The 18,960-nt window shown below is 67.5% G+C and carries 16 protein-coding genes and 1 pseudogene; 6 read left to right on the top strand and 11 right to left on the bottom strand.

Annotated elements, in window-relative coordinates:
• Window positions 1-114: 114 nt before the first annotated feature.
• From VGR06_RS25100 to VGR06_RS25090, 3 genes are all read right to left on the bottom strand, one after another.
• Window positions 115-1,899: an SEFIR domain-containing protein gene (locus tag VGR06_RS25100; RefSeq protein WP_327561572.1), complete on the bottom strand. Its 1,785-nt coding sequence runs from the start codon at window positions 1,897-1,899 to the stop codon at window positions 115-117.
• 468 nt (window positions 1,900-2,367) lie between these two features.
• Entirely contained in the window at window positions 2,368-2,703 is a 336-nt protein-coding gene (locus VGR06_RS25095; protein ID WP_327561571.1) for a hypothetical protein, read from the bottom strand.
• A 109-nt stretch (window positions 2,704-2,812) separates the two neighbouring features.
• Complete coding sequence (locus tag VGR06_RS25090) at window positions 2,813-4,432, bottom strand: hypothetical protein (protein WP_327561570.1); 1,620 nt, start codon at window positions 4,430-4,432, stop codon at window positions 2,813-2,815.
• 334 nt (window positions 4,433-4,766) lie between these two features.
• Here VGR06_RS25090 and VGR06_RS25085 point away from each other — a divergent pair, with 334 nt between their 5' ends.
• The gene (locus tag VGR06_RS25085) at window positions 4,767-6,416 is read left to right on the top strand and encodes a sialidase family protein (protein WP_327561569.1); all 1,650 of its coding nucleotides are present in this window, start codon (window positions 4,767-4,769) and stop codon (window positions 6,414-6,416) included.
• Window positions 6,417-6,465: 49 nt separating this feature from the next.
• Here the strand turns inward: VGR06_RS25085 and VGR06_RS25080 are convergent, their stop codons facing one another.
• The 4 genes from VGR06_RS25080 to VGR06_RS25065 form a co-directional block, all read right to left on the bottom strand.
• The gene (locus VGR06_RS25080) at window positions 6,466-8,094 is read right to left on the bottom strand and encodes a sialidase family protein (RefSeq protein WP_327561568.1); all 1,629 of its coding nucleotides are present in this window, start codon (window positions 8,092-8,094) and stop codon (window positions 6,466-6,468) included.
• Between the two features lie 389 nt (window positions 8,095-8,483).
• The gene (locus VGR06_RS25075) at window positions 8,484-10,907 is read right to left on the bottom strand and encodes a WD40/YVTN/BNR-like repeat-containing protein (RefSeq protein ID WP_327561567.1); all 2,424 of its coding nucleotides are present in this window, start codon (window positions 10,905-10,907) and stop codon (window positions 8,484-8,486) included.
• 153 nt (window positions 10,908-11,060) lie between these two features.
• Window positions 11,061-11,891 (bottom strand): glycoside hydrolase family 2 TIM barrel-domain containing protein, encoded by an 831-nt coding sequence (locus VGR06_RS25070; RefSeq protein WP_327561566.1) that lies wholly within the window; start codon window positions 11,889-11,891, stop codon window positions 11,061-11,063.
• Window positions 11,892-11,956: 65 nt separating this feature from the next.
• Window positions 11,957-12,775 (bottom strand): LLM class flavin-dependent oxidoreductase, encoded by an 819-nt coding sequence (locus tag VGR06_RS25065; protein WP_327561565.1) that lies wholly within the window; start codon window positions 12,773-12,775, stop codon window positions 11,957-11,959.
• A gap of 53 nt (window positions 12,776-12,828) precedes the next feature.
• Between VGR06_RS25065 and VGR06_RS44020 the strand changes: the two are divergent.
• The 3 genes and pseudogenes from VGR06_RS44020 to VGR06_RS25055 all read left to right on the top strand — a co-directional run.
• Window positions 12,829-13,116, top strand: a pseudogene (locus VGR06_RS44020) (alpha/beta hydrolase fold domain-containing protein); the annotation flags it as partial.
• Window positions 13,117-13,184: 68 nt separating this feature from the next.
• A complete protein-coding gene (locus VGR06_RS44015) occupies window positions 13,185-13,313 on the top strand; it encodes a hypothetical protein (RefSeq protein WP_414637327.1) in 129 nt (42 codons plus the stop codon).
• Window positions 13,310-13,729, top strand: a complete 420-nt coding sequence (locus tag VGR06_RS25055; protein WP_327561564.1) for a RidA family protein — start codon at window positions 13,310-13,312, stop codon at window positions 13,727-13,729. The genes VGR06_RS44015 and VGR06_RS25055 overlap by 4 nt, the downstream gene beginning before the upstream one ends.
• 238 nt (window positions 13,730-13,967) lie before the next feature.
• On the opposite strand, the gene VGR06_RS25050 is transcribed toward VGR06_RS25055, so the two are convergent.
• On the bottom strand, window positions 13,968-15,620 hold the full coding sequence (locus VGR06_RS25050; RefSeq protein ID WP_327561563.1) for a glutamate--tRNA ligase: 1,653 nt from the start codon (window positions 15,618-15,620) through the stop codon (window positions 13,968-13,970).
• A 44-nt stretch (window positions 15,621-15,664) separates the two neighbouring features.
• On the bottom strand, window positions 15,665-15,961 hold the full coding sequence (locus VGR06_RS25045; protein WP_327561562.1) for a hypothetical protein: 297 nt from the start codon (window positions 15,959-15,961) through the stop codon (window positions 15,665-15,667).
• A 305-nt stretch (window positions 15,962-16,266) separates the two neighbouring features.
• On the opposite strand from VGR06_RS25045, the gene VGR06_RS25040 reads away from it, so the two are divergent.
• Window positions 16,267-16,776: a hypothetical protein gene (locus VGR06_RS25040; protein ID WP_327561561.1), complete on the top strand. Its 510-nt coding sequence runs from the start codon at window positions 16,267-16,269 to the stop codon at window positions 16,774-16,776.
• 77 nt (window positions 16,777-16,853) lie between these two features.
• Window positions 16,854-17,159 carry a hypothetical protein gene (locus VGR06_RS25035; protein ID WP_327561560.1) on the top strand — a complete coding sequence of 102 codons (306 nt, stop codon included), beginning with the start codon at window positions 16,854-16,856 and terminating at the stop codon, window positions 17,157-17,159.
• Between the two features lie 235 nt (window positions 17,160-17,394).
• Here VGR06_RS25035 and VGR06_RS25030 read toward each other — a convergent pair whose 3' ends face one another.
• Together VGR06_RS25030 and VGR06_RS25025 are read right to left on the bottom strand one after the other, a co-directional pair.
• Entirely contained in the window at window positions 17,395-18,234 is an 840-nt protein-coding gene (locus VGR06_RS25030; protein WP_327561573.1) for an alpha/beta hydrolase, read from the bottom strand.
• 5 nt (window positions 18,235-18,239) lie between these two features.
• The gene (locus tag VGR06_RS25025; RefSeq protein WP_327561559.1) at window positions 18,240-18,944 is read right to left on the bottom strand and encodes a DUF899 domain-containing protein; all 705 of its coding nucleotides are present in this window, start codon (window positions 18,942-18,944) and stop codon (window positions 18,240-18,242) included.
• Window positions 18,945-18,960: the final 16 nt, after the last annotated feature.

Below are 18,960 nucleotides of genomic sequence, written 5' to 3'. Positions count from 1 at the left end.
ATGCTCGTGGCTGTTCTGTTGTGATCCTGCGTCGACAACAGGAATGATCAACAACAGCCACGAGCCCCACCAACCCACCCCCACCAGCCACTCACCCACAGCCACTGAGAGGCGTCACACCCCGATCAAGTTCGAAGAGCCCATAAACCAGTCCATCGCATCACTTACCGTGGCAATGACCGGCAAGCCCGCGGAAACCGGCTCGGCACGGACCTCACCGTCTCGACACGGCATAATGCGAAAATCTGCGAGTGTCGCAGTCGCCACATAGAAGTCGATGATGTCCCGCATGGCGCTATGCCACTCGGACGGTGATTCGTCACGATCGGCACACTCAGCAGCGTAGGCGCGGAGGAGGTCGTGGAATCGGAACCGGTTTGGGCGGTACTCGTCGAGAAGGTTGGCTGTGGTGAGTTCCGTGAGCGGGGGCCGATCCATGAAGGCTCCGCAGGCATGGTGGTCGATGTCGGGCCCAGGATGAAGGCCGAGAAGGCGGAAGAGGCGGGCGGCCTCGGGTGAGAGGGCGCGATAAGACCACGAGAACACCGCTCGAATGTCGAGGTCGGGGTCACCCAGGTTGAGGGCGTCGAGGCGGTTGCGCTCATCTTCGAGCTGGCGGACAAGGCTCGCGAGCGGGTGGTTGGCGGCGCGGGCGGCCACGATGCTCAGGGCCAGCGGCAGGCGGGCGCAGAGCTTGATCAGATCCGATGTGGCTTCGGGTTCGGCGGCGATGCGGTCGGGTGCGATGCGCTGGGCGAGCAGGTCGCGGGCGTCGGGATCGGGGAGTTCGCGGAGGGTGATGCGGTTGGCGCCTTCGCGGACGTCGAGGCCCTCGAGGCTGTTGCGGCTGGTCACGATCACCAGACAGGCAGGGGTGTTGGGCAGCAGGGGGCGAACCTGGGCAGCGGAGGCGGCGTTGTCGAGCATGATCAGGAGGCGGCGGTCGGCAACGATGCTGCGGTACAACGCGGCACGGGCGTCGAGGTCGCTGGGGATGCCGGAGGGGACGACACCGAGGGCTTCGAGGAAACCGTGGAGGGCCTGGCTCGGGTCGGTGGGAGCCTGCGGGTCGAAGCCGCGAAGGTTGACGTGGAGTTGGCCATCGGGGAAGCGATCCTTGATCTGGTGAGCCCAATGCATTGCCAGCGCGGTCTTTCCGATACCGGCGGTGCCGGCGATCGCGGTGATGATCACCGTGCCGCTCTCCGAGGCGGCGGCGCCGAGCAGGGTGGCGAGCCGATCCAGCTCGGATTGACGGCCGACGAACTGCCTGTGGCGCACCGGGAGTTGCCGCGGGACCGGGTTGCGCGAACCCGCGTCCGGTACCGCACCGGGAAGCCGGGCCCACGCGACGGTGTCGGTTTCTTTTACCGAAACCGGAATCGCACCCCACCCAGCGGGCGTACCGGCAGGCGGCAGGCTCCGCGGCCGGGCCACCGGCTGCGGCACGTGAACGGGCCGCAGCACCACCCGCAGCAAGGGAGCGGCATCCGCCACGGTGAACGCGCGCACCGTGTAGCGGCTGGCGCTGTGCGGTTGCAGGAACAGCGGGATCTCGTCGGGCCCGTGGCCGTCAAGCAGGACCGGAAGGATCCGCTGCCGCCAATGGTCGCGATTTTCGTAGATTAGTTCCCGCAGCAGGGCGGCCTCCGCCTGGACACCCCGGTGCAGGTCCTGCGGGCCGGAGCCGTCGCCGACCTCCCGGTACCGGGGTGACGCGATGACCAGCACGTAGTCCGCCGCGGTCAGCTCCCTGATAACCCAGGCGTACCAGTCCTGGGAGTCGTCCTCGCACCAGGTGTCCAGCGCAGCGTCGATCCCCTGCGCACACAGGAACGAAGCAAACGTGAGAACCCGATCCCGATGCTCGTCGTTGTCGTGGGCGTAAGAGATGAACACCCGCGGTATCGAATCGGACAACATCGACGCATGCCCTCCCAGACGGCGCCTAACCAACCTGCCGACAGTATTCCGGCCGGCCCTGGCCGCACCGAGAACAGCATGAGACCGACGGTCCGGTTGTCCAAGAATTGACCAGTACCCGGGAGCAACCAGCTGCTGCGGTGCTCTCACCGCGGGAACCCCGCCGACAACAGGGAACCAGCGTGCCGAACGACGAACCGGTCGCTCGACCCAACCATCCCAAGATCGGAATGGGCCAACACCCTGTCAACCGCCGGCTCCGACACCATCATGTGAAATTCCACTATGCGCCTCTGCCGAAATCGACCGGTTTGGCACCCACCACCTAGGACCTGATCTTGGCGGCGAGCACACCGCGCATATCGAAGCCGCCGAAAGCCTTGCCTACTCAATTCGGCACGAGAGTGCGCGGCGTGTCTACGCAGGTTGCGGTTTGGGGTGTCGTTATGGCTGTGCGGATACGGCCGGCATCGCCCAGTGGTGGTGGCCGAGCAGTTCCAGGCTGCTGGCCAGCCGCTGGCGAGCCTCGTCGGTGAGGGCGGCAGCGGTGAGATCGGCGCGGTCTTGGGGACGGTTGAGGTGTGCCTTGTGCAGCGGGGCGATCTCCGGCCGCAGGTACCACACGCCATCCACCTCGTGCAGCGCACGATCCCACGGCACTTCGCAATCGGGGTGTAGGTCCTCACCGGGCAGCCACGGGTACAGCCAGCCGGAGTTGTTCTGCCACAGATGCCAATCGCGCACATGGGCACGCAGAACGGGCAGGTCGGCCCGACGCACCGCGATGTCAGTGTCCTCACGGCGGCGGGGCACCGCACCGATACGGGCCGTGCGGCACGTACGAAGGCGGTGGCGCCGAGGAACTCGTCGCCACCGCCGAACCGAACGGTCAGGCGCAGCTCGGGTACTTGAAGGAGCCGATCCGGGTTTGCCAATTGGCTCCGGTGGTTTCGTAGTACTCGGTGGTGAACCAGAAGGTGCAGCCGTCGGTGGGGTCGACGTTCATCTGGCCGTAGTCGCCCCAGCGGTTGAAGTTGCCGCTGGCCGGCGAGCCGGTGCCTTCGATCAGCGAGGTCTCGCTCTGGCCGAGGGTGTTCAGCGGGTCGGTGGCCAGCCGTCCGGCGTAGCGGATGGCCGGGTGCTGGGTGGCGTTGCCGACGTTGTAGCCGACGGCCATGTTGCCCTGCTTGTCCACCGACGCCGAGGGCATCCAGCGGAACCGGCCGTCGGCGGGGGCGAAGGTGCCCTGCTGGCGGATCGACGGGGTGCCGGACAGCCCGGTCACCTCGTACCAGCGCACGCCCGAGGTACTGCCGGCGGCCACGGTCTGGGTCAGCCACAGCGAACCGCCGCGCTGCTGGGCCAGGTTCATCGCCCGCGGCGACAGGCTGTCGACCTGCTCTCCCGGTGTCGGGATCCGCCCGACCGAGGTGTAGCTCACCGCGAGGCTGGCGACCTGGGTGAACCGGGTGTTCGCCACGTTCGCCCAGTCCACTCGGAACGTCCACACGGTCAGCCGGCTGTTCCACACCGATGCCACGATCTCCGGCGCACCGGCCACCGGCGCGTCGTTGAGACTGGCCGGCAGCAAGCTGAAGAAGCTCGAGCTGGTCGTGACGTGCTGCACCGACAGCGCCGCCGTGCCCAGCGTCTCCCGCCTGATCGCGTACACCCCGGCGCCGGTGTAGGTGTTGCGGCGGAAGTTGTTGATGGTGAAGTAGACGCCGTCCGGGCCGGAGCCGAACTTCGGGTAGTCCGGGAACCGCCCGTCACCGGCCGGCACCGAGTAGAACGTCCACGTCGCGGTCACCGGATCCGACCCCGACGAGACCGCCACGCACTCGAAGAACGGGCCGCGGTTGACGTCCAGCCACGCGAAGTCGGCGATCACCCACTTCCCGGACGGGGCGTCGTAGATCACCGTCGGGTCGCCACCATTGTTCGCGTCGCACTCCGCGGTCCCGCTGTTGGCAAAGAAATCGTCGAACGTGAACGCCGCCACCCGCGCCCCGTTCGACTTGGCGAAAATCCCGATCGACGTGTTCACCGTCTGCACAAAGTGGTTCGGTCCGACCGCACCGTTGGTGTCCGGCGGATGCCCCGCACCCCACGTGTTGAAGTCCAATCCCTTCACGTTCACTACCGGCGCCGGCGCCGCTGTCACCCCAACACTGGTCTGCACCGCCGCCTGCGGCCCTGAACCTTGCGAGCCGGGATCGTGCAGCTCGGCCTCGACCTCCGGGCGTTCCTTCTTGACCGGCCGCGCCGTGAGATTGCGAACATCAATTTGTACCGATTTGCCCGGAACGGTGAACGCCTCCGGCGGGCTGCCCTTCGCATCCGCGTCGACAGTGGCCTCCCCCTCGGCTTCACCGTCGCGCTCCGCGGCATTGAGCTGCGGCTGATCATGATCGCTGTCTGGAGTTGTGATGGGAGCGGTGGAGCAGCCGGCCAACACGGTCGCACTCACCAGTATCGCGGCCAGCCAGCCGCGATTGATTCGTTGCATGACAAGGACTCCTTCACACGGGCACGTCGATACGGCCGTACCCAGCAGGGTCGTAGGAGTGAGCAGGGTGCCCCGAGGGTAAGCAGACAGTCCGTCAACAACCAAGCACGCTCGGTTCACATTTAAACAATCTTCTCCCCCGGCAAGATTGTGCGGTTCGTGTCGACTCGTCGCGTCATACCGGAGTGGCTACGGGTGTCCTTGACAGGCGCAGCTCCATACCTCTCGTAAGGAGATGGTGATGCGCGGATTACGGTTACTAGCTGCATTCAGTATTTGCTCCCTGTGTCTTGCCGGAACGCCCGCGGGGGCGCAGCCGGGCGGTGACTCGAGGGTGACCGTGGGTAGCCCGCAGGCCGGGTTCTCACAGAACAAGCAGAACGAGCCGCAGGTCGCGGTGAACCGGGTCGCGCCCAACCTGGTCGTGGCCGGGGCGAACGACAACATCGACCTGGAGTTGTGCGCCGCGGGCGCGGCGAACACCTGCCCGTTCACCCCCGGCGTCGGGGTGACCGGGGTGTACTTCTCCACCAACGGCGGGCAGAGCTTCGTCCAGCCCACCTACACCGGCCTGTCCGCCCGGCACTGCACCGGCCCGGCCGCCTGCGTTCCGCGGATCGGCCCGATCGGCACCCTGCCCCGCTACGTGGAGGCGGGGCTGGCGTCCAACGGTGACCCGGCCATGGTGTGGGGACCCGCGCCGGACGGCACCGGCGGGTTCAGCTGGGCCAGGCAGCGGCTCTACTTCGCCAACCTGGTCGGCCACGTGCCCGGCACCGACACGTTCCCCGGCCCGTCCGCGATCGGAGTGTCCCGTTTGGACTCCGACCAGGTCGCCGCCGCGATCGCCGGGAACAACAACGCCTGGCACGCACCGGTTCTCATCACCCGGCAGAGCGAGACCACGTTCTCCGACAAGGAAGAAGTGTGGGCGGACGACGTCGAGTCCAGCCCGTTCTTCGGCAACGTCTACGTGTGCAACGTCGCGTTCCGTTCCAACGGCAACGGTGGAGCACCCGAACCGGTCATGGTCGCCACCTCCACCAACGGCGGGGACACCTGGCGGCAGCGGCAGATCAGCCCGGCCACCAACACCGGGGCGACCGGCGGCCGGCAGGGCTGCACGGTCCGCACCGACTCGGCGGGCGTGGTGTACGTGTTCTGGGCCGGCACCGAACTGCCCAGCCGAGCCTCGGTGACGCTGCTGGCCCGCTCGTTCGACGGCGGCACCACCTTCGAACGGGCGCGCGCCGTGACCCGGATGGTCGACGTCGGCCTGTTCGATCCCAACCAGGGCCGGCTGACCTTCGACGGCATCGCCGGAGCACGCACCTCCACGTTCCCCAGTGCGGACATCGCCAACGGCGCGCCGTTCGGCACCGCACGCGGCGGCGCGACACCAACGGACACGGTGGTGCTGACCTTCCCGAACGGGCCGACCCGGTCGGTGACCGCGCCCGGCCCGAACGAGACCGCACCGGTACTGACGTCCACCAACCACGGCGCCAGCTTCTCGACCCTGGTGGCCAACGGCGCCGCCGCCGGTGACCGGCCGGACTTCCCCGCCGTCGCGATCTCCCCGGACGGCGCGGACGTCTACCTGGCCTACGACGCCTTTCTGCAGCCCTGGCAGGTCACCACCGCACCGGCCCGCCTCATGCAGGGGGTGGTGCGCCACATCGAGGTGTCCACCAGGACGGCTGCCGACCTGCACCGCGGCGCCGTCGGCGACGCCCGAGGCTCCTCGGCCAACGGACTGATCAGCGAGTTCCTCGGTGACTACAACTACGTGGTGGCCACCGACACCAACGCCGTCGCGGTCTGGAACGACGTCCGCGACGCCGCCGTGTGCCCGGCGATCAACACCTACCGCCAGGCTCTGGCCGACGGTCAGGCAGCGGTCGCACCCGCACCCGGCACCGACTGCCCGCCGACGTTCGGCAACTCCGACATCTTCGGCGGCACCTTCCCCGACCCCAGCTGACGCACCCGGAACCGGTGGGCCCGCAGCCATCCCTGCGGGCCTACCGGCATCAGATGCCCAGGTCCGAGCGGGCGGCCGAGGCCAGCACCTGCTGCTGGTAGTAGACCGGTCCGCCCTCGTCGGCGCGGACGCTGGACGGGTAGTGGGTGGAGACGAACAGGCCGTAGACCTGGGTGGCGGAGACCGCGAGCCCGAAATAGTCGCCGATGAAGGTCAGCTCACACGGGTCGGCGTGGCTGACGCACGCCGCCTGGCCCAGGCCGCCCACGTGCTGAGCGGGGTTCTCCGGATCCCAGGTGAACGTGGAGAACCGGATATTGCCGCCGACCGGCACCGCACCCGAGCCGCGATCGGCGTAGACCTGCAGTGAGGTGTCGATGCAGAAGTTCCGCCGGCCGACATCGGCGGGCAGCACCGACGGATCCCGCGGGCAGGCGGCCCGGCGGTCGTAGAACGCGATCGCCACCGCACCACCGGGTCCGGCCGCGACGCTGGGTTGGAACTGGTCGGTCGCGGTGCCGTCGTCGTTGACCACGACCGGCGCCGACCAGGTGCGCCCACCGTCGGTGGACTGGGTGAACTTCACATCGAACTGGCTGCCGGTCCAGTCCTCGTAGGTCAGGTAGAGGTGCCCGGGATGAGTGGGGCTGGCCGCGAAGCTTTCCGTGGCGCCGTCCCGGAACCGGGTGTTGGGCAAGGCACCCATCGGCAGCATCCCAACATCGGTCACCGCCACAAAATCGCTCCAGGTGCGCGCGTCGTCGGAGGATCTGGTGACGTAGACGGTCGACGCGCCACCGTTGGGTGGGAAGGACACCACCGACACGAACACCGTGCCCGCCGCGTCAACCGACGGGATCACGTAGGTGACCGCCGGACCGACCTGCGCCGGCGCGGACAGCGTGAACGCGGTGTCGAAGCTCTGCCCGCGATCACGGGACACGGCCATCCGAACCTTGGTGGTCTGCCCGTTGAACACCGCCCACGCCGCATAGACATGATCCTGGAACGGCGAACCCGCGATCGCGTTGACCGCGACCCACTGCTTGTCCTCGACATGGCCGAACTGCAACGACGAGGCATTGGGCGACTGCTCCAGATCCCGGCCCCCGTTACCCTTCACCCACGTCCGGCCCAGGTCATCGCTGTAGGACAGATCGATCGCTCCGTCCGGATGCAGATTCGTCCAATACGCGTTGAACGGCAACGTCACCTGGTAAGCCCGACCCCTCGTGTCGAACGCGACGTTCGGATCGGTGTTATTGGTCCAACTCGGCGGCATCGCCTGCGTGCCGGTCGTCGTGCACTCATAGCCCTGCACCTGATTGTTGCCCGCCACCGCACCATTGCCGATGGTGTAAGAACCCAGGTGAAAGTTGTAGAACGTACTGTACCGGTCGAAGAAGAACTTCGACGCGCCAACGAGATCCTCAGTACCGGGCCTGACCGCCAGCCACGACTCCGAACGGTTCGAGTTCATCATCCCGCCGGTGCAGGTCCCCGGCACCGGCACCCCGCCCGGATCCGGATAGCCCCCACCAGCCACCGGCGAACTCGCCACCACATTGCGCACCGGCACCACACGATCCCAACCCCGCACCCCCGCCGGCGCCGGCACCGCAACCGCCAGCACGGTCCCCACCACCGTCAGCACCACCAGACCAACCCGCAAACGCACCGCAACCACCCTCTCCGCCCCCGCACTACAAGACACCAGACCCCACGCCGCCATGACGGAGCCGGCTCACGGGCCACGAGCGGTCGCCCGTACGCGACGAACCGACCGCCCGTATCAGCCCCTCGGGTTACCTGTCACGGCTGTTTCAAGATCACCTGAGTGGTTGTTGTTGCTGATGGGGACCGTGGTGACGCCAGGAACTCCAGTGGCTCGGCAGTCGTGCGATGAAGGGGGCCTCCCTCACGCTGAGCGTGACGAAGGCCCCCTTCATCTCACCCACTCCACAATGGACACCGAGGTATCGCCGAGGTCCCGCACCACCGGCACACCATCGGCCTTGGGTAGCACGTGCTGAGCCGCTGCTTAAACGATCTTGAAACGGCCCTGGGTTACCTGTCGTCGCGGTCCAGTTGAATGCTCCACACGCTGCGGCCATACGTGGCCGCGTAGAGGGTGTTCGTGGCGGCTTGGTATTCCAGGTCGTTGACCGGCGCGCGGGGAAGTCCGCGGCCGAGCCGAAGCCACCGGACAGACGGATTCTGGCCGTTGGCCTTGGCCACATTGGCGGTGAAGACGCCAAGGTCACTGGCGACGAAGACACGGTTCGGGTTGCGCGGGTCGATGACGATGTCCTGCGTGGGTGCGAAGGGCAGGTTGCCGCTGATGTCCTTCCAATGCGCACCGCCATCGATGGTGCGCAGCACGTGCGCATTGTTGTCCGCGTTGCGCAGGCCCGAGTAGGTCGCGTAGGCCACCTGAGCGTTGGTCGGGTCGACGGCCACGCGGGTCACCCACCGGCTGGGCAGTACGGGATCGGTGAAGCGGGTCCAGGTCGTGCCGCCATTCCGGGACGACCAGAGCCAGCCGTCATCGGTACCCGCATAGATGATGTTCGGGTCGGTTCTCGCGGCGGCGACGGTGGTGATCGTCCCGAAGGGATAGGACGGATCGGTGCCTGAGGCCGGGTTGCTCAGGCTCGGGCTGACCACGGTGAAGGTCACCGCCATGTCGGTGGAACGGTTGAGCAGGTTGCCGCCGTAGTAGACGGTCGACGGTGTGCTCGGGTCGAGCACCACCGGGGTCTGCCAGTTGCGCCGGTCGGACGTCGTCGCGTTGATGAAACGGGTGCTGGTGTTGCCGGCGTTCACCGAACGCGCGCACACGCCGAACTGGGAACAGGCGTAGACGTTGTTCTGGTTGCTCGGGTCGATGACGGTGTAGAGGCCGTCACCGCAGCCGCCGTAGGACCCCCAGGCGGGGACGACCGCGCCGGCGGAGTCCCAGGAGCGCAGGCAACCGTTGTCCTGGGTACCGCCCACGACCCTGGCCGTGTCCTGTTCGCTGACGTCGACGGTATAGAACTGGGTCCATGGCTCATTGATCGCTTCGGTCCAGGTGCCGCTGACACCATTGGCGGTCGAGGAGTAGAAGCCACCGTCGTTGCCCTCGTAGACACGGCCGGGCACCGTGGGGTCCCACGCCATCGCATGATGATCGGCGTGCAGGCTGGTCACGGTGGCCCAGGTCGCTCCCCCGTCGGTGGACGACCGCAGGCTGACGCCCGCAACGAACAAACGGTCGGGATTGACCGGGTCGACCCAGATCTTCGACGTCCAGACGGTATCGCCGCCCGCATTCGCCGGGTTCACGGTCCGGAACGTCGCCCCACCGTCGTCGGAGCGGTAGTAGCCGCGGAATCCGCGCTGGGTCGGGCCCGCTCCGTTCTCGGTCTGCGACCAGTTGCCGGTCGTGACGTAGATGCGGTCGGGGTTGCTCGGCGCGAATGCCACACCCATGCGCGCCTGGGCCGTGGTGGTCGTGTTGGTGCTGGACGCGAAGCCGATGGTGTCACCAGGGGTGAACGAGGTGATCCGGTCGTTGTCCAGGCGGGTCCAGTCGGCCCCGCCGTTGGCGGTCAGGTACAGGCCGCTTCCCGGTCCGGCATAGCAGCGACACAGCCACTCGCGATGGTGATCCCACATCGGGACGATGAGCCGGTCCGGGTTGGCGGGATCCATCGCGATGTCGGTGGCGCCGGTGAAGCCGTTGACACCTTGGAGAATCCGAGTCCAGGTGGTGCCGTAATCAGTCGACTTGTACACCCCGCGGACGCCACCCTCGGCGAACAGCGAGCCACCCGCGGCAACGTAGACGACGTCGGGGTGCTGCGGGTTGAACCTGATCGCGCCGATGGTGCTCGACCCTTCCAGCCCGACCCGGGTCCAGGTGGTCCCCTGGTCGCTCGATCGGTAGAGGCCGTCGCCGCCGTAGCTCAGGCTGCCGCCGCCTGGGTTGACCTCCCCGGTACCCACCCAGACGTCTCCGTTGGGCGCAACGGTGACCGCGCCCAGCGACTGGGGAAACGCGTCCGGCCAGGCCTTGGTCATGGTCACGCCGCCGTCGGTGCTCTTCCAGAGACCGGCGGTCGCCACGGCCACGTATACCTGACCGGGATGGGTGCCGTCCGGCGCGATGTCGGTCACCCGGCCGCCGACATTGGACGGGCCCACCAAGGCCCAATTCGGATTGATCAGGCCGTGCAGCTCTTCCGGCATGGCGGCCGCCTGCTGGTTGGCCAGGTCGATGTCGCCGGGAGTGATGACGTCGCCGGGGATCTGCCGCGCGTCAAGGTAGCCGTCGCGGAGCTCGGCATCCTCCTCGTCTTCGGCGTCCTCGCAGTTGGTTCCGAAATCCGGGTCGCTGGCATCACACGCCGGAATGTCGTCCTCTGCCACCGTCGCGAAGGCCGGCACCGGTCCCTGCAATGAGATCAACAGCAAGAAGGACACGGCGAATGCCAAGAATCGTTTCACGCGCTTTCCTCCGTACCGCAGGCCTGCCCGGCACGCGCCAGAGGATGGGAGGGTTGGCCGGGGCAGGCCAAGCATCGTGGGCCACGTCAGCCTAATACGGTCGTGGCTGGCAGTAGCTGGGTCTCGCGGTCCGGATTCTGCTGCCGACCAGATTCAATCGACCTTGGCGCCTCGGCCCTTCCGCACCGAGCTGGTGGTGGTGCCGTACCGCTCAGCGATCTTGGCTGGCGACAAGCCAGCCCGGTAGAGCTCGGCCGCTGCCGGCGGCCGGCCCGCATGTTGGTCAACAGCCCGGCGTCCCCGGAGCACCGTGACCACCTCGGTGCCGGCCGCGTCGAGCCCGATCGCGGTGATGGGCCGGACTGCCAGGTGACGTTGGGGAACGTGTGGAGGAAGTCGAAGCTGGGTGAGCTGCTGTCGCCCACCAGGGTTGCGTTGACCAGGAGCCGGACCCGGCGTACCGGGGCCGAAGCCATGACGTAGACGGATTTTCTGGTGCCGGCCGGGTAGGTCCAGTGTCCGATGATGTGCAGGTCCGAGGCGGGGTTCTGGATGCGCTGGCTCCAGAACTCGTACCGCAGGCTCGCGGCGAGGGTGCCGGCGAACTCCTCGGAGTTCCAGTGGTAGGTGACGTCCGGGCCGGTGAGGTAACCGAAGTCGGGTGGGGAGAAGCTGTCCCAGACCCGGCGGGGCGCCTCGTCGCGGGGTGTACTCGCACTCGATGATCGGCTTGCGGTCGCGCGCGTAGACCGAGTAGTGCCGGTTGAGCATGGTGCCGACGTACTCGGCGGCATCCACCGCCGCCGTCCCCCAGGCCGGATCGCCGGAGATGGCGCGGCAGCCCATGGCCCGCCCACCGTTCGGGTCCCAGGCGCGGCGCAGGTCCACCATCTGTCGCATGTGGTCGGCGGTGATCCAGTTGTTTCCGGCCCCCCAGAACAGGATGCTCGGGTTGTTGCGGTAGTAGACGAGCACGTCGCGCATGAGCTCGACACGCTGGCGCCGGGCGGGCCACGATGATCAGGAACTCGATGCTCGCGGCGATCACGCTACCCGCGGGCGGGGCCGTCCTTGATCACGCCGCGGACGGTGTCCACCGACATCGCCTCCCAGGGGAACGCGGTCATCCACCAGGTGGCGCCAGCCGCCACGTACGGTGCCAGCTCGGTGCCGGCAGCCAGTGGGATCGCGATGTCGTACGACCCGGCGTCGGCACCGCGCAGCGCGCTGATCGTGGCGACGGCCTCGGCCAGCTGGTCCGGGTGCTCGAGGTTGACCGGGAAGAACCCGTCGAGCCGCGCGGCCCGGCGGATCGGCTTGACCTTGCCCGGGAATCCCGCCGCCCACACCGGAATCCCGGGCCGCTGCACCGGGGTGGGCAGGAACGAGTGTCCGTCCACTGTATAGTGCTCGCCGCGGTGCCGCACCGGCTCACCCGACCAGGCGGCGGCCAGGATCTCCAGCGACTCGTCGAGCATCTGCGCGCGAATCCGCACCTCGAGGTGCTCGCCGGTCATCGAGAACTCGCTGCCGAACCGGTCCTCGCCGATGCCGACGCCGAGGGTCAGCCGCCCGCCGGACAGCCGGTCCAGCGTGGCGGTCTCCTTGGCCACCTTGGCCGGCCGGCGGCGCGGTAGCGGGCTGACCATCGGACCGATCCGCACTCGCTCGGTGGCCATGGCGATAGCCGCCAAGGTGATCCAGGCGTCGGCGACATCCACGACCGGTTCGCGCCAGCGCAGGTGATCCCACACGAACACGCCGTCCCAGCCGTGCTCCTCCGCCTCGGCCGCCAGCCGCGCCACCACGATCGGGTCGGCGAGCTCGTCGAAGATCGGCAACCAGATGGCCGAGCGCGGGTTCGTCATGGCACCCTCCCTGATCGGCAACAGCAAGGAATCTAGCCAGCGCGGGCGAGTCGTTGTCCGGAGCGCTGGCGGCGGGCCTGGCGCTGCTGGCCCGCGACCGCGGCGGCCCGCCCGTGCTCGGCCAGCTCCTGCAGTTCCCGATGCTCGACGACCGCTGCGACTCGCCGTCGGCCGTGCAGTTGGAGACCATCGGCATGTGGGATGGCCGGTCGAACCGCACCGGCTGGGCCGCACTACTCGGCCCGCGCCGGGGCACCGAGGACGTCTCGCCGTATGCCGCCCCGGCCCGAGCTGCGGACCTCTCCGGCCTCGCCCCGGCCTTCATCGAGGTCGGCTCGGTCGAAGCGCTGCGCGACGAGGGCATCGCCTACGCGACTCGCCTCGGGCGGGCGGGCAGGCGGAACTGCACGTGTGGTCGGGCGCGTTCCACAGTTTCGACGAGTGGGTGCCGTTCACGCGGGTGTCCCGGGCCGCACACGACGCCCGTTTGTCCTGGCTGCGCCGCATCCTCTCCCCACTGTCCAAAGAGGAACAATGACCCCCACCCGGATCACCGCCCCCGCAGGCGTCCACCCTAGCGACGGCTACGCCCACGCGGTCACCGGCACCGGCCGGATCGTCGCGCTGGCCGGGCAGCTGCCCTTGGCGCCCGACGGGACCTTCGTCGGAGCGGGCGACCCCGAAGCCCAGGCCCGCCAGATGTTCGAGAACCTGCGCAACTGCCTCGCCGCGGCCGGCGCGACGTTCGCGAACCTCATCCGGCTCAACTACTTCCTGACCGACATCGCCCACGTCCCGGTCGTCCTGTCCGTCCGCGACGAGTTCATCGATCCGGCCCACCTCCCGGCGAGCACGGTCGTGCAGGGTCACCGCCCTGTACCGCCCGGACCTCCTCATGGAGATCGACGCGCTGGCCCTCCTGGACTAGACCGAAGTTGTTGTGACTCTGCGTAGACCTTCGGCGGTTCACCTGCGAAAACGTGTCGATCAAAGCCGTTTCCTGTAGCCAGAAGCGATGGTGCTGCTGGCTACGGACACGCCTGCTCGTCGGCTGTGGACCGAGCGTGACGAACGCGTCCTTCCTCACGCCTAGGGCGACCAAGGACGCTTTCATCGCCTCACCCCTGCTCGCGTCGAGATGGTTCGCCGCTCCGCTCGGCGCGATTTCCGGCCTGCGGTGGTTGAGCTGTAGTTAGGTTGTGAGTCCGCGGACGCGTCGTTGGACTTCGTCGGGTCCGAGCGTGATGGCCACGGCGTGGAGGTCGGGGCTGCGGGTGGAGCCGGTGAGGGTGACACGGACGAGTTGGGATGCTTCGCGGATGGAGCCGGGGTAGGCGTCGGGGGTTTTCTTGTACTCCTTCTGGTTGGGGGCGAAGCCGTGCTTGGCGGCGAGCTGGCGGATCTGGTCGAACCACTCGCTCTGTTCGGCGTGGGGTTGGTAGCCGTCGGCGAAGTCGGCTAGGAACGAGTGCACGACGTGCGGGGCGACATCGAGGCCGGTGATGCGCTCGTCCGCGACGTCGGTGACCGGAGCGAACAGCTCGGCGAAGAAGAAGCCGTAGGCGGGTCGGAAGTCGGCCCATTTGCGCAGGTCCTTGCGGGGGTTGTCGACGCCGACCCGCTCTACGGCCAGGGCGCGCAGGGCGAGATCACGATGGGCGTCGATGACGGCGAGGACGTCGGGGTCGTGGGTTTCGGCCCAGGGGCGCAGCGCGTCGAGAATCTGCTCGCCGGACAGGGTCGCGATGTAGTCGGCGGAGATGTCCTCCAGCTTGACCAGGTCGACCAGCGGGCCGGCCACGCCGCATTCCTCCAGCCGGATCGGCTCGGCCAGCGCCTCGGGCAGCGGCAGTTCGGCGAGCCGGCCGTTGGCCAGGCCGCGCAGGTAGTACAGCACTGCCTCGGCGGGGTAGCCGGCGGCGATGTAGAAGTCCACCGACGCTTCGGGGTCCTTGCGTTTGGACAGTTTGCGTTTGCCGCCGGGGATCTGCTTCATCAACGGCGCGATGTGCGCATACCGGGGTGGGAGGAAGCCGAGTGCGTCGAACAGTTGCAGGTGCAGCGGCACGGAGGAGATCCATTCCTCGGCGCGGATCACGACGGTGGTGCGCATCAGGTGGTCGTCGACGGCGTGGGCGAAGTGGTAGGTCGGCAGCCGGAGCGGCTGGTCGGAGGATTTGAGGATGACCACGTCGTTGCGGTTGGCCTCGTGCTCGAGTTCGCCGCGGATCTCGTCGACGAACCGCACGCGCTGACCGGCGGCGTCGTCGGGGGCGCGGAACCGGACCACGTAGGGGGTGCCCTTGTCGAGCTCGGCGATGACCTTGGCGGGGTCGGCGTCGCGCCAGATGGCCCAGCTCCCGTAGTAGCCGGGTGGGAGTTTCGCGGCCTGCTGGCGCTTGGTGATGGCTTCCAGTTCGTCGCGGGTGGCGAAGCACAGGTATGCCTTGCCGGTTCGGAGCAGGTGCCGCACGTAGCTGAGGTAGACGGTCTCGCGGGCGGACTGGTGGTAGGGCCCGTAGTCGCCGAACCCGTCGCCCTCGGTGGGCTGCAGGCCGAAGTAGTCGAATGCCCGCTGGAACTGTTCGAGGGCGCCTTCGACCTCGCGGGACTGGTCGGTGTCCTCGACCCGCACCAGGTACCGGCCGCCGGTCCGTTCGGCCAGGTTCTGGTCGATCATGGCCACGTAGACCCCGCCGATGTGCACGAACCCGGTCGGCGACGGCCCGAACCGGGTCACCTCAGCGCCGTCGGGGAGCTGCCGCGGCGGGTAGCGCTGCTCCCGGTGTTCGGGTTCGGGCAGGTCAGCAGGGAACAGCGAGTCGATGACGACCTGGTCGAGCAACGGTTCTCCCAAAGGCTGCGATTAATCGGCGATTAGTCGTGCGATTAGTCGCAGTCTTGCAGAACGGTGGGAGTCGGAGGTGGGCAGACGCCGTCGAGCAGTGATCGCCAGGCGTCGTTGAAGTAGCGCTGGTCGAACTGAGCGAGGGCGTGCCGCGCAGCGTCGGTGTCGGCCGTCGACGTACGTGCGCGATGGCGGATCTGGTCGGCGAGGTGGGCCAGGTCGGGTTCGCGTTGCCGGGTGAGCCGGCGGAGGTCGCCGAGTCCGGCGTGGTCGGCCAGGATGCAGGGCAGGCCGAGGAGGATGGCCTGGGCGGCGCTGCGGCTCCAGCCTTCGCGCATCTGGGTAGGAACAGGCGACGTCGCAGGCCCGCGCGGGTGGCGTGGATCGGGTCGAGGTCGAAGGCGTTGTAGATCACCTTGGCCTGGATGCCACGTTGAGCCAGGTACCGGCGCCAGTAGGGCGCCACGCACACGGCGGTGTGGCAGTCGCGCAGGGCGGCCCGGACGTGTGCACGCACGGCTTCGGATGGTGGTCACCTGCGATGTAACGCTGTCCTGGTGATCGTCGACGGTACGTCAGAGCCGGCCAATTCCTTCGACGGAGCAGAGCGGGGAGCACGATGGTCATCCGACGGAATTCGGGCATGGCCGTGATCGCTGCGGTGGCGGCGTTCGGTATCTGGGCAGGACTGTTCGCGGCACCGGCCTCGGCCAGCCAGAGGGCCTGGCAACCACACCTGAACACGGCGACAGTGGCGGCCTCGGTCGGCATCGGTGTCCAGACCGCCGCCGTGGTGAACGGCTGCTCGATTCACGACTGGTACTACCGGATCTATCTCGTGGGAAGCGGACAGACGCTTTTCCGGTGGAACTTCGAGGTCTCGTCCTGCATCTCGGACGACAGGAAGTACTGGACGCTCTTTTTGCCCGACGACTCGGTGGCTCTGCGGAACCCGGTCATCCAGGGAAGCACGGTCGCGGAGAAGACCGTCGCGCCGAACGGCATCAAGGGTTCGATATCGGTCCTGTACCTGGGGGCGACGTTCAACTATTGCCCGAACGGGACCTGCATTCAGACGTTCCAGCCGCGCTTGGGATGGATCTACGGGCTCGACGGCTCCCGGGTCTACGTCGGTGATGTCCCGTTGGTATGAGCCGCAGCCATCAATGACAGAAAGGGTAGGGCTCGATGTTGAGAAATCTCGGCAGGACCGCGCTCGCACTAGCGGTTGTGACTACCGGCATGACGGTCGCGGCGCCGGCCCAGGCCGCCGGACCATTGATTGTCGACATCTCCTGTGAGCCGCTGAGCCGGCTCCACGTGCTCTGCATCAGCACTGTCTCCGGGGGTACAGCGCCCTACACGCGGAACTGGTTCTACAACGACAGGTACTTCCCGTCCCAGGACAACAAGACGACCACCAGCTGGTCCTGTACACCGAGCGGCCCCAACAAGTACACCCTGGCCGTCATCGACGCGAACTTCCAGATCGCCTTCGACACCACCGGGAGCGGATGCAACAGCGGAAACCCGTGACCGTACGGCATACCCGGGACGGCCGGCAGATTCGACGTGAGATCCGCCAGCCGTCCCGACGGCGGCGGCGGGTTCGAGTCCCTGGCGGCGCACCGAAACCCCCGGTCAGCTGGCCGGGGGTTCTTGGTTTCAAGGTCAAACCCCACACCTACCCCACACCTGTGGGACGCGCTGCGGTGCGGCTACGACGAGCTGGGATTCGACGAGGCGGCCGCGGGCGATGAGCGGGCGAAACCTAGAAGAGATCCGGCGTCGTCGGCGTCACATCATCGAGAAACGCACTCACCATCGGCACCAGTACCGCTGACTCCCCAAAGATGCCAATATGCGACGTCGCCGCCAGAATCACCAAGCGCGCGGCCGGAACCTGCTGCAGCGCCCCCGACGCTGCCGCTTCCTCATCGCCGCCACCGCGCAGCTTGAACATCGCCAGCGCATGGTCCGGCTTCACGGCATCTGCATCACCGGCGATGACCATCGTCTTCGCAGAAATCGATCGCATCTGTGCGTCGCTGATGTTCTGGTCATTGATGCCCAAGACCTTCATCTTTTCGAGGTAGGTGTCGAACGCCGTGGCGTCCGGCGTGTGCTCCTTGAACGCCTTCTCGACGGGCATACCGGCAAACGCTGTGGCGCTGAGACCCTCGATGCCCTCCAGCGCCGACGGATACCAGCCGTCCTGGCGGTAGGTGGCGGACAGCGAGACCAGCTTGTTGACCAGCGTCGGGTGACGGAGCGCGAGCTGCAGCGCGACCCCGCCGCCTTGCGAGTAGCCCATCACATCCGCGCGCTCGACCTTCAACGCGCGCAGCAACGCCGCGGCATCGTCGGCGAACTGCTCGTAAGACATGTCGCGCGACGTATCCGGGGTGCGGCCGTGCCCTTGCTGATCGAAGACGATCACGGTGCGCTTGCCCGCGAAGGCCGACACCCACGACTTCATCGAGTCGGTGGCCATGAACGCGCCAGGAATGAGCAGCAACGGAGACGTTTTCGACGTGCCGAGCTCACCATACACTTCGTGATAGAGGCTCAGACCGTTGATCGGCAGGTGACCATTGCGCGAAGGCTTCATTGCTATCACTCGGCGTCTCCGTCCGGGCCGTAGCGGCGGGCGACATCGGGAGAGTCGAGCCAGTTGGAGTAGGTGGGCGACTTCGGCCAACCGTCGGGTGAATCCTGCCATTCCTCCTGGCGGCCCCACGGCAGGATGTCGATCAACGCGAAGGTGTAGCTGAGCTGTTCGGTACCGCGGCCGTCGGTGTGCCAGGTGCGGTAGACCTTATCGCCGTCGCGGAGGAACACGTTCACCGCGAAGCCCCCGCCGGGCGGCGCGCCTACGTCGGCGCCGAACGAGCTTTCCGACGACGAGTACCAGTCCATTTTGTTGCCGACCCTGGCCTTGTAGGCCAGCGTTTCTTCGATGGGCCCGCTGGTAACGACGACAAAGCGGGCATCGTAGTTGTCGAGGAAGCCCAGCCGGACGTACTGCGACGTCAGCCCCGTACAGCCGCCGCACTGCCACTCCGCGCCATCGGACCACATGTGGTTGTAGACGATGAGTTGGGAGCGCCCGTCAAACACCTCGACCAGTCGGATCGGGCCGTCCGGACCGATCAGCGTGTAGTCCGGGAGCTCGACCATCGGCAGTCTGCGGCGTAGTGCAGCGATGGCGTCGAGCTCACGGGTGGCGGCCTTCTCCCGCAAACGCAGATCGTCGAGCGCGGCCTGCCACGCCTGCCGGTCGACTACTGGGGGTAGGGCGCTGGCGGTCTGCTCGGTCACGGTTCCTCCCGGGCTC

This window comes from Actinophytocola sp. (assembly GCF_036002505.1).
GTDB lineage: Bacteria > Actinomycetota > Actinomycetes > Mycobacteriales > Pseudonocardiaceae > DASYTH01.
The sequence above is the reverse complement of the archived record's forward strand: the minus strand, read 5'-3'. Positions and strand labels throughout refer to the sequence as shown.

Coding starts and splice junctions, on each gene's coding strand:
- VGR06_RS25090 (WP_327561570.1), bottom strand. CDS start 4,432: ATGCAACGAATCAATCGCGGCTGGCTGGCCGCGATACTGGTGAGTGCG.
- VGR06_RS25070 (WP_327561566.1), bottom strand. CDS start 11,891: ATGCGCGACGTGCTCGTCTACTACCGCAACAACCCGAGCATCCTGTTC.
- VGR06_RS25065 (WP_327561565.1), bottom strand. CDS start 12,775: ATGACGAACCCGCGCTCGGCCATCTGGTTGCCGATCTTCGACGAGCTC.
- VGR06_RS25055 (WP_327561564.1), top strand. CDS start 13,310: ATGACCCCCACCCGGATCACCGCCCCCGCAGGCGTCCACCCTAGCGAC.
- VGR06_RS25045 (WP_327561562.1), bottom strand. CDS start 15,961: ATGCGCGAAGGCTGGAGCCGCAGCGCCGCCCAGGCCATCCTCCTCGGC.
- VGR06_RS25040 (WP_327561561.1), top strand. CDS start 16,267: ATGGCCGTGATCGCTGCGGTGGCGGCGTTCGGTATCTGGGCAGGACTG.
- VGR06_RS25030 (WP_327561573.1), bottom strand. CDS start 18,234: ATGAAGCCTTCGCGCAATGGTCACCTGCCGATCAACGGTCTGAGCCTC.